General features: G+C 57.1%; 14 protein-coding genes and 2 riboswitches. Of the genes, 11 read left to right on the plus strand and 3 right to left on the minus strand.

Going from position 1 to position 12,389, the window contains the following annotated elements:
• The first annotated feature begins 91 nt into the window (after positions 1-91).
• A complete protein-coding gene (locus AC13QY_RS30950; RefSeq protein WP_488494475.1) occupies positions 92-1,003 on the plus strand; it encodes an Abi family protein in 912 nt (303 codons plus the stop codon).
• Between the two features lie 54 nt (positions 1,004-1,057).
• Complete coding sequence (locus AC13QY_RS30955) at positions 1,058-1,942, plus strand: AbiTii domain-containing protein (RefSeq protein WP_488494476.1); 885 nt, start codon at positions 1,058-1,060, stop codon at positions 1,940-1,942.
• Between the two features lie 584 nt (positions 1,943-2,526).
• Here the strand turns inward: AC13QY_RS30955 and AC13QY_RS30960 are convergent.
• The 3 genes from AC13QY_RS30960 to AC13QY_RS30970 form a co-directional block, all read right to left on the minus strand.
• Positions 2,527-2,991: a nuclear transport factor 2 family protein gene (locus tag AC13QY_RS30960; RefSeq protein WP_488494477.1), complete on the minus strand. Its 465-nt coding sequence runs from the start codon at positions 2,989-2,991 to the stop codon at positions 2,527-2,529.
• A gap of 106 nt (positions 2,992-3,097) precedes the next feature.
• On the minus strand, positions 3,098-3,568 hold the full coding sequence (cynS, locus tag AC13QY_RS30965) for a cyanase (protein ID WP_488494478.1): 471 nt from the start codon (positions 3,566-3,568) through the stop codon (positions 3,098-3,100).
• A 31-nt stretch (positions 3,569-3,599) separates the two neighbouring features.
• Complete coding sequence (locus AC13QY_RS30970) at positions 3,600-4,259, minus strand: carbonic anhydrase (RefSeq protein ID WP_488494479.1); 660 nt, start codon at positions 4,257-4,259, stop codon at positions 3,600-3,602.
• 111 nt (positions 4,260-4,370) lie between these two features.
• Between AC13QY_RS30970 and cynR the strand changes: the two genes are divergently transcribed.
• The 9 genes from cynR to nrdI all read left to right on the plus strand — a co-directional run bounded on the left by cynR (position 4,371) and on the right by nrdI (position 12,294).
• Positions 4,371-5,261, plus strand: coding sequence for a transcriptional regulator CynR (gene cynR / locus AC13QY_RS30975; protein ID WP_488494480.1), 891 nt, complete (start codon positions 4,371-4,373; stop codon positions 5,259-5,261).
• 294 nt (positions 5,262-5,555) lie between these two features.
• Positions 5,556-5,766: riboswitch (cobalamin riboswitch) on the plus strand.
• 99 nt (positions 5,767-5,865) lie between these two features.
• Complete coding sequence (locus AC13QY_RS30980) at positions 5,866-6,705, plus strand: acyl-CoA thioesterase (RefSeq protein WP_488494481.1); 840 nt, start codon at positions 5,866-5,868, stop codon at positions 6,703-6,705.
• Entirely contained in the window at positions 6,698-7,579 is an 882-nt protein-coding gene (locus AC13QY_RS30985; RefSeq protein WP_488494482.1) for a LysR family transcriptional regulator, read from the plus strand. The genes AC13QY_RS30980 and AC13QY_RS30985 overlap by 8 nt, the downstream gene beginning before the upstream one ends.
• A gap of 35 nt (positions 7,580-7,614) precedes the next feature.
• The gene (locus AC13QY_RS30990; RefSeq protein ID WP_488494483.1) at positions 7,615-8,772 is read left to right on the plus strand and encodes a DUF1852 domain-containing protein; all 1,158 of its coding nucleotides are present in this window, start codon (positions 7,615-7,617) and stop codon (positions 8,770-8,772) included.
• Positions 8,773-8,799: 27 nt separating this feature from the next.
• Complete coding sequence (locus tag AC13QY_RS30995) at positions 8,800-9,834, plus strand: methionine synthase (RefSeq protein ID WP_488494484.1); 1,035 nt, start codon at positions 8,800-8,802, stop codon at positions 9,832-9,834.
• 143 nt (positions 9,835-9,977) lie between these two features.
• Entirely contained in the window at positions 9,978-10,484 is a 507-nt protein-coding gene (locus AC13QY_RS31000; RefSeq protein ID WP_488494485.1) for a flavin reductase, read from the plus strand.
• Positions 10,485-10,522: 38 nt separating this feature from the next.
• Positions 10,523-11,098 (plus strand): GNAT family N-acetyltransferase, encoded by a 576-nt coding sequence (locus AC13QY_RS31005; RefSeq protein ID WP_488494486.1) that lies wholly within the window; start codon positions 10,523-10,525, stop codon positions 11,096-11,098.
• A gap of 91 nt (positions 11,099-11,189) precedes the next feature.
• A riboswitch (cobalamin riboswitch) is annotated at positions 11,190-11,404 on the plus strand.
• 245 nt (positions 11,405-11,649) lie between these two features.
• Positions 11,650-11,871, plus strand: coding sequence for a glutaredoxin-like protein NrdH (gene nrdH / locus AC13QY_RS31010; RefSeq protein WP_488494487.1), 222 nt, complete (start codon positions 11,650-11,652; stop codon positions 11,869-11,871).
• Between the two features lie 12 nt (positions 11,872-11,883).
• Positions 11,884-12,294 carry a class Ib ribonucleoside-diphosphate reductase assembly flavoprotein NrdI gene (gene nrdI / locus AC13QY_RS31015; protein ID WP_145635253.1) on the plus strand — a complete coding sequence of 137 codons (411 nt, stop codon included), beginning with the start codon at positions 11,884-11,886 and terminating at the stop codon, positions 12,292-12,294.
• Positions 12,295-12,389 lie beyond the last annotated feature (95 nt).

The following is a 12,389-nucleotide window of genomic DNA, read 5'->3' on the forward strand; positions in this document are numbered from 1 at the left end:
TGTACGGGTCGGTCTTCATTTGCATATGGCTCCATATGCGAAACCCTACCTCACGCTGGATCAGCAAGTCGCCCTATTAGTCTCCAGGGGCATGACTATCACTGATGTCGGCAAGGCAAAAGCCTGCTTGGCCCGCATAGGGTATTATCGTCTTAGCGCCTATTGGTATCCCTTTCGAAAATCTCAAACAGTCGTGGATGCCACCTCTGGAAGGTCCACGACAACTGTTCTTGACGACTTCAAAGGCGACACCGACTTTCCGACCATTCACGGCCTGTATATTTTCGACAAGAACCTGCGCCTACTCGTCCTGGATGCCTTAGAGCGCATTGAAGTGGCCGTGAGAACAGACATAGCACTTCTGTTGGGTCGAAAAGATCCGTGGGCACATCGCAATCCACGTCTACTGCATGGTAACTTTGCTCGTCGCCCAAAACCTGGTAGCGCGAACACTCGTCACCAGGAATGGCTCAACCGACAGGACAAAAAATTTCTGGATTCCCGAGAGGATTTTGCAAAGCACTTCAAGACCAAATATGCTGGCGTACATCCTCCGATCTGGATTGACGTAGAACTATGGGATTTCGGCTCGTTGTCGCACCTCTTTGGCGGCTTAACGATAGCGGACCAAGATCAGATTGCCACGGCGTATGGGTTACCCAGCGGTCAGATTTTAAAAACTTGGCTTCATTGCCTGAATGACGTGCGAAACGTGTGTGCCCATCATTCTCGCCTCTGGAACAAGCCACTTGTCAATCAGCCGACCTGGCCCGCGACGGGTGTCACCCCGATGTTAGATCATGTCACCGTAACGCCTATCAGCCCGACACGTTTATATGCCGCCCTCGTTATTCTCAATTGGATGTTGAGGGTTATCAATCCGACCAGTAGTTGGCGGACGCGGTTGATTGCACACGCCGACACGATGCCCGTCAGCAAATATCTAAGTTTAAATAGCGCGGGTTTTCCGTTCACCTGGAAGGCGGAGGCGATCTGGTTGTAAGCCAGACTGAACGCAAAATCTAGCAAACGTGGTTTCTGCCAATTGGGGTTCGCAATGGTTGGTCTGGTCGAGGAAATTCAGGCAGACGCACTTAATGACAGCATTCCCGTTTCGACTTTGTTGCGGAAGGTCAAAGTTGCCGCCGTTAAGTTGAGGCTCGCAGCGGTCGAAAAATGGGTGGACATGGAGCTGAACGGCTATATCGGCGATCTCCCAGAATATCGGAAATTGACGGGACAGCCAAAGGCGTACAATCCAATCAGAGGCCAATGGATTCCGATCATCGATCCAGACCCCGAGATCCAAGCCATGCTCTCGCAAGCATACACGGGACAGTCCATTGCGGAGATAGAGGATCTTTTGAAACAAGACTTAAAGGGGGTACTTCAGAAACCTCTCCCCGCAGAGATCATAAGCGCTATAAATCGGCGCAACCGCGTTCCTTTCGGTGAAATGTCCGTTCATATCAGTCGATCGGATATTGCTGGCATCCTGGATAGGGTCAGAACGATGGTTTTGGATTGGGCGCTCGAGCTAGAAAAGAGCGGTGTGCTGGGCGAGGGGTTCTCATTCACGAAAGAGGAGAAGGAACGTGTGGTGACCAATTACAATATCCAGAATTTTAACGGCGTGATAGGCAACAATAACCGGGTCCGCGACATCATTGGGGGTGATCTGAACCTGATCGAGGTAAAAAGACTTATCGTGCAGCTTCGAGCTCATCTTGGGGATCTGGCGGAGGAGGGAGCAGATGCGGGCGCAGTCGACAAGGCTACCAGCGCAATCATACAGCAGCTTGAAGCTTCGAAGCCCGATCATGGCGTTATAAGAGGATTACTGCAGGATTGTCGGAACGCGATTTCCGGCGCGGCAGGGGGCATGATTTCGTCGGGCGCCCTTGCGTTAATAGCTTCATTTCTTCCGGCCATTGGGCACTGAGTCGGAGCTTCGTCTCATCGAGATAACGAATGCTGCCGAACTTCTCCCTACAAGGCGAAGCTAGTCTACGACATCGGCCAAGACCTGCGAGACTCTCGTCGGCTCCAATTCCGTCGTTCCATCGAGGTTAAGTCGATGCATGCTATTGAAAAGTTTAAGGTGGAGCGCTTTCGGTAACAATAGGGTCGTGGATTCTAATCCCCTCACATCATACGAATCCGATTTTGTTGACCGTAGGTCGTGATCTTTAACAGTGGCGTTGCAGCCAGGTGCGGGATGACTGCTCTGCACCTGCATTGCTGTCGTCGAACAAGTGGTTCACAGTCTTAGAAACTGCCGCCCCGGACCGGTCAGTCACGGCTGCTGACACATTGTTGCCGGCGTGCAGCCGTCGACGCATGCCGAAACTGCTGCCTGAGAAATATCAACTACGAGCGTCGTTGCGAGGCTGGTTTGCCGCACGGTAACGGATCGCGAACCTGTGTGGAGCGCGCGCCTGGGGGAACGTCAACGTCCCACCATGATAGCAAATCGCACCAGTGCGAGCGGAGCACTGGCGCGATCGACGAGAACTGGTGCGTCGCTCAGAGGCCCAGGTCACTCAGCGACGGATGGTCATCCGGACGGCGGCCAAGGGGCCAGTGGTATTTGCGATCCGCTTCAGCGATTGGCATCTCGTTGATGCTGGCGTGCCGATGCGACATCAGTCCATCCTCGGCGAAGAGCCAGTTCTCGTTCCCGTAAGCGCGGAACCATTGCCCACCGTCGTCACGGTATTCATAGGCATAACGCACCGCGATGCGGTTGTCCGTAAAGGCCCACAGCTCCTTGATGAGCCGGTATTCGTGTTCCTTGTTCCACTTGCGCGTCAGGAAGGCCTGAGCCTCTTCTCGATTGGTCGCGAATTCGACCCGGTTACGCCAGCGTGTATCGAGCGTATAGGCCAGAGCGACCTTCGCCGCATCGCGCGTGTTCCAGCCATCTTCGGCCAGGCGAACCTTTTCGACGGCAGTTTCTCGGGTGAACGGGGGGAGTGGGGGACGTGTCATGATGTTTCCTTTCGTGATTTGAACGGTTGCGGCAAGCGCGGAGCCCGCAAGGGCCACAGCGGGGATCGCGGTAATGAAAGTGCGGCGTTGCATACGAATAGCGCGGTCAAAACGGCTTGGTCGGAAGGTACTTGCCGTCCAGCGTGATCACGGCGCGCGAGCCGCCTTCCGGATCTTCAACCTTCTCGATGTTCAGCTTGAAGTTGATGGCGCTGATGATGCCATCGCCGAATTTTTCGTGGACCAGGGCCTTCAGCGTGGTCCCATAGACCTGCACGATTTCGTAGAAGCGGTAGATGGTCGGATCGGTGGGCAGACCGTTCCCGATGCTGCCGCGGACCGGAACCGTCTGCAGCAGCGCAACGGCGTCGTCGTCGAGATCGAGCGTCTTGCCCACGGCCTTGGCAGCGTCCGCCGGTAGCGGGTGCTGGCCGAGCAGGGCGGCGGTAACGAAGGCTTCCGACAGGCCGGTGCCCTCAGTGATCTGGGCGTAGGTCAGGTCTTTCTTGAGCTTCGATGCGAGGATGACGTCCGTCAGGTCCTGGCGAGCGGTTTGTGTGGCTTGGGACTGTAGCATTGGCATTCTCTCCTTGGTTGGGATACAGGGTTCAGGCAACGCGCCTGGCTTGGTATTTGATGGCCTGGACGTCGGGATTGTCCGCAAGGGAGACGAAGGAACCCCTGCTGCCATCAAAGGCTTCGATAAGTCCGCTCGCGATGTCGTAAATCCAGCCATGCAGCGCGACGCGCCCCTCTTCTAGGGCCAGCCGCACCGACGGGTGCGTCTGGATATTGGCGAGCTGGGCGATCACGTTTTCGCGCACCATCGATGCGACCTTGGCGGGCTGATCCTGGTGCCGGCGGGCTTCGTTCACGACGCGGGCAGAGTCTGCATAGCGCAACCAACTGGCCACGGCGGGCATGTGGTCGAGGCACCTGCACGTCGCGATGGCGGTCATCGCGCCGCAGTCGGAGTGGCCACAGATCACGATGTCGGAGACCTGCAACGCCGCGACGGCGTATTCGACCGAGGCGGAAACGCCACCCGGCTCGGGGCCGTAGGACGGGACGATGTTGCCTGCGTTTCGGATGACGAAGAGGTCGCCCGGCTCGCGCTGGGTAACCAGTTCAGGCACCAGGCGGCTGTCCGAGCAGGAAATGAACAGAGCCCGCGGGTTCTGCTGATTTGCCAGATCCTTGAACAGCTTAACCCGTTCAGGAAAGGCCTCCCTCTGGAACTTCAGAAAGCCGTCAATAATGTCTTTCATCGCTGCAATCTCCGTGTCTCGATCTGTTGATATGAAGGCTACGGAAGGCATGGCATAATGTAAAAGTCTCGTTTATTATGAGGTGGATTAGATAATCTTATAGGTTTTGACATGCTCGCCCGACAGGTTCGTTATTTTCTCGCAGTCGCGGAGCATCAGAGCTTCACACGGGCCGCAGAGGCCCTGCATGTCTCGCAACCGGCGCTTTCGCAGCAGGTCAGGTTGATGGAGGAAAGCCTCGGCGTGCAATTGTTCGACCGATCGGGGCGCACGACCCGATTGACGGATTCCGGAGAGGTCTATCTGCAATACGTGCGCCGCGCATCGCAGGAGTTTCGGGAAGCCAAGCGCGCTATCCACGACGTGAGCGATCTCAGCCGTGGTACGTTGCGCGTTGCAGTGACGCCAACGTTCACGACATATCTGGTCGGCCCTCTCGTCGAGGCGTTCCACAGTCGTTACCCGAACATCTTCCTCAACGTGCGGGAGATTTCCCAGGAGCATATGGAGGAATTGCTTCTCGCTGATGAGGTCGATGTCGGAATCGCGTTTTCCGGCACACTGACACCGGACATCGATCTGGACCCCCTGCTGGTGGAGACCCTCGCCCTGGTCGTCAGCACCGGGCATCCTCTGGCGAGTGAAACGTCAATCGGACTACAGGCCCTGAGCACCGAGTCATTGGTGCTACTCAGCGCGGAGTTCGCTACGCGCGAACAGATCGATCGCTTCTGCCGCCAGCACGATATTCACCCGAAAGTACAGATAGAGGCCAACTCGATTAGTGCGGTGATCGAAATCGTCCGCAGAACGAGGCTGTCGACACTCTTGCCCGCAACAATCGCATTCGCCCATCAGGACCTGGTCGCCGTTGCGCTTGATCCCGTGCGCTTGCAGCGGACCGCTGTTCTGATGCAACGTAAGGACGCTTACCGAAGCGCGGCGGCGCTGGTCTTTGTTGGGTTGGCTAAGGAAGTGGCGGCTGAAATGGAGGGGCAGTGACAAAAATCATGGCTTGGATCTCTAAGCCATTGATGAAAGTGTACTTCTGACCTGTAAGGGCTGGCACCAGTAGAGGCTCGTAAGTTCGGCTCCTTTCAAGGCGGTCGTCCTGAGAATTGTAGGCCTGTCTGTTCGCTCTTGTTTCTAAAATGGTTTTACGGTGCGTTCGGGTCACTGTAGGGTGCACCCTTTGCCAATAAAGTCAGACATTGGCTTCGCGTTCTACCCCAATAAACCATGTACCAAGTCATATAAAGATGTCGTTATATGGTTGACGGCTGCGCTCTCGCCAAGGCATGGTGTGCCCGTCGTGGTTCTGCGGATGTCGAAATCCGGAGCTAAGAGGGAATTTGGTGACGATGTGTCATGCATCCATACCGGAGCTGCCCCCGCAACTGTAGGCGGAGAGTTGTCGTTCAACATGTCACTGAGGAAGACGCCTCGGGAAGACGAACGTCAGCGATGACCCGCAAGCCAGGAGACCTGCCGCGATAGATAACGTCCACGGGCGGGGTGTCCCGGTGTGCCGCTTTGCGCGATCGGCATGCCCTGCCGTTCGCCCTGCGTCATGCGTCCGCCCCGTCTCAACCTGATGGAAGTGCGGATGACACCGACGATCAAAACAACTGGCCAGCAAGCGCTGGCGACCAGTCTCATAGACATCGTTTTTCCCGGAGATACGAACCATCACGGAACGCTGTTTGGCGGAGCTGGCCTTGCTTTCATGGACCGCGTCGCATTCATAGCGGCCAGCCGCTTCGGACGCGTCCCCTTCGTGACGGCCTCGTGCGAGCGCATCGATTTCAAGCAGCCGGCACGTGTCGGCCACATCGTTGAATTTTCGGCGATACCGGTCAGAGCCGGACGTCGGTCTCTGACGGTCGAGGTGGAGATGTTCGCGGAGACAGTTGTAGGGCATCAGCGACATGCCTGCACTCGCGGCATCTTTAATATGGTGGCAATTCCCGAAGGCCAGGGGGCCGGCGATTTCTTCCTGCGGGAACTCCTGCCCATGGAGACGCCGCTTTCGACGGCGGGCGTCAAGATGGTGGATATCGTTTTTCCGGATCAGGCAAACAGTGTCGGGCGGATGTTCGGGGGCGAGGCCATCTCCTTCATGACGAAGGCCGCCTTCGTGGAAGCATCGCGCTACTCCGGCAAGCTGGTGGTCCTGGCATCATCCGAGCGTGTCGACTTTGCGAGACCCATTGAGATCGGGGAGATCGTCGAGGCGGAGGCACGTATCGAACGTGTGGGTCACAGCTCGATGCTTGTTGAGACAAAGCTCTGGTCGGAGAATCTGCTTACAGGCGAAAGATCCATTACCGCCACTGGATTCTTCAACATGGTGGCGGTCGGCGAAGACAGCCGGCCGATTAACATACGCGAGGCCGCCCCAGCGGTAGAACTCTCCCGAAGCGAGGACGGGTACGCTCATGCTTGACCGTCAGCATTTATCGATCCTGCTCGAAGTGGATCGCCTGGGAAGTCTGACCGCAGCCGCGGAACGGCTGAACGTGACCCAGTCCGCGCTCAGCCATACGATCCGAAAGCTCGAAGACCGCTATGGCGTGGCGATGTGGGAGAAGGACGGTCGCAATCTCCGTCTCACACAGGCCGGCCGCTACGTCGTCTCGGTGGCGCAGCGTGTCCTGCCGCAGATCGAGAGGGCCGAACATGTCCTGACGGACTATCGTCAGGGGCAGCGAGGTTCTTTGAAGATCGGTATGGAATGTCATCCATGCCATCAATGGCTGATGGGGGTTACAAAACCCTACCTCGTGGACTGGCCTCAGGTAGACCTGGAGCTGACGACCTCATTCGCAGCCGGCGGTGTGTCAGCGCTGATGGTCCACGAGATCGACATCCTGATCACTCCGGATCCGATAGAGGCACCGGGTATCCTGTATGTGCCGGTGTTCGACTATGAGCTCGTGCTCGCCGTACCGAGCGATCACAGGCTGGCGAGTAGGGACTATGCCGACCCGATGGATCTCACCCATGAAACGCTCCTGACCTACCCTGTTCCGCCGCAGAGGTTGGACGTGTTCACGCAATTCCTGGTGCCCGCCAATTGCAGTCCGCGGCACCACCGCAATATCGAGACAACCGAGATGATGCTCCAGCTGGTGGCGGCAGGCCGTGGCGTCAGCGCCATCCCGGACTGGCTGGTGCGCCAGGAGGCAGCAACGCTTGGCGTTCGCCCGGTGCGGATCGGCCGGACGGGGATCCACAAGAGCATTCATCTCGGCCTGAGACGTGGGGAAGAGGCCATCGATTTCATTGCGGGCTTTCTCACGGCGTCCAGGGGGGCGTGAGGGTCTCGCATCCCAAGCATGAGAGTCGCTCATGATTGCGTGAAATCAAATCAATTTTTCTTCGTCAAAGGCTCGGACATAAGGGATGTGCATACCAACGGCAGAATCCTGCAGTACTCACGGGTCAAAAGGCGAGAGAAGCGATGAGAGCGATGAAGGAGAAACAAAGCGACCCTTCTTTCACTTCGGATGTCACGGATGATGATGCACCGGACGCGGGATTTCGCTTCGTCCTCAAGAGTATTCCCTTCGATGAGAACTACCTTCCGGCAGCCAACACGCGCATAACGACCAATTTCGCGAACCTCGCCAGGGGAGCAGGCCGCCAGGAGAATCTTCGCAACACCCTGACGATGATCGACAACCGCTTCAACGCCCTGGTTCATTGGGACAATCCTACAGGAGATCGATATTCCGTCGCCCTCGACATCATCTCGGTTGAGCTTGTGACCGATGCCCGAGACCGGCCCGACGCCTTCCCTCTGATAGAGATCCTGAAGACGACGATCATCGACCGAGCCACAAATGCGCGCATCGACGGCATCGTTGGAAACAACCTGTCTTCCTACGTCCGCGACTATGATTTCAGCATCGTGCTGCCCTCATACAACAAGGACCGCACCGAATTCAGCACACCGGAGAATTTCGGGGAGCTGCATGGAAACCTGTTTCAATCGTTCCTGAACTCCGACACGTTCAGAGAGCATTTCAAGAAGCCGCCGGTGATCTGCCTGAGCGCCTCGAGCAGCAGGACATACCATCGGACTGAAAATCAGCATCCCGTGTTGGGGATCGAATACCAGCAGAATGGGTTTTCGACGACCGACGAATACTTCCGGAAGATGGGATTGAAGGTTCGCTTCTTCATGTCGCCACATAGCGTGGCGCCTCTGGCATTCTACTTTCTCGGCGACCTTCTCCGTGACTACACCGATCTCGAACTGATCGGCACCATCAGCACGATGGAGACCTTCCAGAAGATCTATCGTCCCGAAATCTACAACGCCAATTCGCCAGCGGGCGGCGTCTATCAACCTAGCCTGAAGCACCAGGACTACTCCCTAACCCGCATCGTCTACGATCGGGACGAGCGTAGCCGGCTGGCCGTGGAGCAGGGGAGGTTCGCCGAGGACCATCTGATCAAGCCTTACGGGCACATTCTTGAACAGTGGTCTGCCAAGCACGCTCATTGACGAACCGAAATCACAAGGTCGAATGCCATGAAAACACTCCTGCCCACGTCAACTGCCGGCAGCCTGCCGAAGCCCTCTTGGCTTGCCGAACCCGAGAAGCTCTGGTCGCCATGGAAGTTGCAAGGCGAGGAATTGACCGAGGGCAAGCACGACGCCCTTTGCCTTTCTCTTGATGACCAGAGCCAAGCGGGCATCGATATCGTCAGCGATGGCGAGCAGACGCGCCAGCATTTCGTCACGACGTTCATCGAACACCTGGACGGCGTTGATTTCGAGAAGCGCGAGACAGTCAGGATCCGGGATCGTTATGATGCGAACGTGCCGACCGTTGTCGGCGCCGTGTCTCGTCAAAGACCGGTTTTCGTTGAAGATGCCAAGTTCCTGCGCCAGCAGACCAAGCAGCCGATCAAATGGGCGCTTCCGGGCCCGATGACCATGATCGATACGCTCTTCGACAACCACTATAAAAGCCGGGAAAAGCTGGCGTGGGAGTTCGCCAGGATCCTCAATGAGGAAGCAAGGGAGCTTGAGGCTGCCGGTGTCGATATTATCCAGTTCGACGAACCCGCCTTCAACGTCTTCTTCGATGAGGTGAACGACTGGGGCGTCGCCACCCTGGAAAGGGCGATCGAAGGGCTGAAGTGCGAAACGGCGGTGCATATCTGCTATGGCTATGGGATCAAGGCCAATACCGACTGGAAAAAGACGCTCGGTTCGGAGTGGCGGCAGTATGAGCGGACGTTCCCGACACTGCAGAAATCCAGCATCGGCATGATCTCGCTGGAATGCCACAACTCCCATGTCCCGATGGATCTCATCGAACTTGTCCGGGGCAAGAAAGTCATGGTCGGCGCCATCGATGTGGCGAGCAACACGATCGAGACGCCGGAAGAGGTTGCTGCCACCTTACGAAAGGCCCTCCGGTTCGTCGATGCCGACAAGCTTTGCCCCTGCACCAACTGCGGCATGGCCCCTCTGTCGCGTCGCGTGGCAAGAGGCAAGCTGCAGGCATTGAGCGCAGGCGCGGAAATCGTCCGCAGGGAATTGTCTGCTGCGGCCTAACGAGTTGCTTACACGGGACAGCGACAGCTTCACCCATATCCGTCAATATTTGCGCGCGCCTTGCCAATTCTGTGGGGAGGGGCTCGCTGCCGAACTTGATTTTTGAGAGAAACGACCGTCTCGACGGCGCTAACGAGGCTGATATGAAAATGGATGACCACCGCTTCGACATTGTTGATAGCGCCATTTTTCGCGATGGAATGTCTCGCCTTGGCACGTCGGTCAATGTCGTCAGCACCAGCGTTAGGGGCAAGCGATACGGCTTCACGGCCTCGGCTGTCTGTGGTGTCAGCGATACGCCGCCTACGCTTCTCGTCTGCATCAACCGTGCAAGTTCATGTTTTCATGCCTTTGGAGGCGCCCGCTATTTTTGCGTTAACACCCTGATGCCAGGCCAGGAAGACATTTCAAACGCGTTCGGAGGCCGGATACCGACAGAAGATCGATTTTCATTCGGGCAATGGAATGAAGGGATTGCCGGCTCCCCCGTCCTTCTTAGCGCATCGGTCAGTTTCGAATGCGAACTTGTCAATGCCGTTGATGAGGCTACTCACCGCATTCTTTTCGGCAGGGTGATCAACCTTTGCGAAAATGAAGAACGTGCAACGCTCCTGTATTGCATGCGTCGATATATAAATGGGATAGTCTAGCGCTAAGTCGGGATTTGGGGACGTTCGAGAACAGAGTTGTGAAATCGATAAGCGCACTGACATGGCTCACTGATGACGATCCAACCGCTGTGCGGACTGAAGCACGCGCATTCTGCCTCCGGATCATCAAGGACTTCTACAAGATCGACTATACCCCTGCCTGGCACACCGATCTGGACTCTTTGTTGGACGTGTCCTCGGAGAGCTGGTTCTCGAATGAAAGACGCGGGGCTTTCCTCGTGGTTCGCGACGAACAAGAGCGCGTCGTCGCCGCCGGAGGCCTCTACGATCTTCAGAACAAGCCGACTACGGCGATCCGCCTGCAAGATCGCTATTGCGACGCTGCCAATGTATGCCAGATCGTCCGGGTCTATCTGGAGCCACACGTGCGGCGGAAAGGACTCGGCGGTTCAATCGTTGCTGCCCTGGAGAATAAGGCGCGCGATCTCGGTTATGTCACGTCCTATCTCCATGCCGATGCGGACACACCTGATACCCTCAGCTTCTGGAGAAGCCAAGGCTACAGCGAGTTCGGCCGGTTCTCGTATCCCTCGGCAAAAGGGATGGATACCAGCGTGGACTTCGACAAGCAGCTTCTGACCCAGAAGGACTGAATATCCACGGCTTGGAGCCTTGCAGCCGGGTTTTCCCCTGTGAATTTGGCACAGGCGCATCATAGCCGTTGACGCGGATTTAACCGCGTATACTATATCTAGTGTTCGAGGTTCCCTTCGATTCGAATTCGGATCAAGGGCTAAGACGGGAATTCGGTAGCGCCCATGATGTTCGCGAAGCCGAGGCTGCCCCCGCAACTGTGAACGGCGAGTGTCTTGTCCATCATGCCACTGGGAGTTCCCGGGAAGGCGGAGAAGGCGCAGTGACCCGTGAGCCAGGAGACCTGCCTTGATCGATACGTCCGCCGGCGGGGTGTCCGGCAGGGTACGGTAGATTGCGTCCGGATGAAGCCGGTCCTATACCGTCCTCGCTGCCCCGTCATCTGTCTGCTTCGGGGTGAAGGCCATGAATTCACAATTCCATATCATCGCTGACCCGTAGTCGCTTCGACTGCGGCCATCCGCGCCGTCGATTTCTGCCACAGCCCTTTTCGCTCCGGTCCGATACCAGGCCGGAAACCCTTTTCTGCGTCCAGCTTCACGAGGAAACCATGCCGATCACCGTCTATTCCAAGCCTGCCTGCGTTCAATGCACTGCCACCACCCGCGCGCTCGACCGCCAGGGGATCGACTATACTGTCGTCGACGTTTCGACCGATATTGCCGCCTACGAGCTGGTGCAGGGTCTCGGCTATCGCCAGGTTCCCGTCGTCATCGCCGGCGAGCAGCATTGGGCGGGCTTCCGCCCGGACATGATCAGCGCGCTCGCCTGAGTGGCTGCTGCAATGGGTGAGGTGATCTACTTTTCCAGCAGATCCGAGAATACCCATCGCTTCGTCGAGAAGCTCGGCCTTCCCGCGCAGCGCATCCCCATCACTGGCGAGACCCTGCAGGCAGGGTCGCCCTATGTGCTTCTCGTTCCGACCTATAGCGGCGAGGGCGGCAAGGGGGCCGTGCCCAAGCAGGTGATCCGTTTCTTGAACGATGCGGCGAACCGTTCGAACCTTCGCGGCGTGATCGCCGCGGGCAACAGCAACTTCGGCGAGACCTACGGGCTTGCCGGCGACATCATCTCAAAGAGATGCCAGGTGCCTTACCTCTATAGGTTCGAGCTCCTAGGCACCGAAGAGGACGTCGCCAATGTCAGACACGGATTGGAACGATTTTGGACACGGCAGTTCTCGAGCGCCCCTTGAAGGCGCAGGCCGCTGATGCGGCGCTCGATTATCACGCACTGAACGCCATGCTGAACCTCTATGACGAGCACGGAAAGATCCAACTCGACAAGGAT

The sequence above is a fragment of the Martinezella sp. CNPSo 3795 genome, assembly GCF_057784475.1.

What these genes read in the sequence shown, in the direction of transcription:
- AC13QY_RS30950 (WP_488494475.1), top strand. Translation starts at nt 92, where the DNA reads ATGACTATCACTGATGTCGGCAAGGCAAAAGCCTGCTTGGCCCGCATA.
- AC13QY_RS30955 (WP_488494476.1), top strand. Translation starts at nt 1,058, where the DNA reads ATGGTTGGTCTGGTCGAGGAAATTCAGGCAGACGCACTTAATGACAGC.
- AC13QY_RS30960 (WP_488494477.1), bottom strand. Translation starts at nt 2,991, where the DNA reads ATGACACGTCCCCCACTCCCCCCGTTCACCCGAGAAACTGCCGTCGAA.
- cynS (WP_488494478.1), bottom strand. Translation starts at nt 3,568, where the DNA reads ATGCTACAGTCCCAAGCCACACAAACCGCTCGCCAGGACCTGACGGAC.
- AC13QY_RS30970 (WP_488494479.1), bottom strand. Translation starts at nt 4,259, where the DNA reads ATGAAAGACATTATTGACGGCTTTCTGAAGTTCCAGAGGGAGGCCTTT.
- cynR (WP_488494480.1), top strand. Translation starts at nt 4,371, where the DNA reads ATGCTCGCCCGACAGGTTCGTTATTTTCTCGCAGTCGCGGAGCATCAG.
- AC13QY_RS30980 (WP_488494481.1), top strand. Translation starts at nt 5,866, where the DNA reads ATGACACCGACGATCAAAACAACTGGCCAGCAAGCGCTGGCGACCAGT.
- AC13QY_RS30985 (WP_488494482.1), top strand. Translation starts at nt 6,698, where the DNA reads ATGCTTGACCGTCAGCATTTATCGATCCTGCTCGAAGTGGATCGCCTG.
- AC13QY_RS30995 (WP_488494484.1), top strand. Translation starts at nt 8,800, where the DNA reads ATGAAAACACTCCTGCCCACGTCAACTGCCGGCAGCCTGCCGAAGCCC.
- AC13QY_RS31000 (WP_488494485.1), top strand. Translation starts at nt 9,978, where the DNA reads ATGAAAATGGATGACCACCGCTTCGACATTGTTGATAGCGCCATTTTT.
- nrdH (WP_488494487.1), top strand. Translation starts at nt 11,650, where the DNA reads ATGCCGATCACCGTCTATTCCAAGCCTGCCTGCGTTCAATGCACTGCC.
- nrdI (WP_145635253.1), top strand. Translation starts at nt 11,884, where the DNA reads ATGGGTGAGGTGATCTACTTTTCCAGCAGATCCGAGAATACCCATCGC.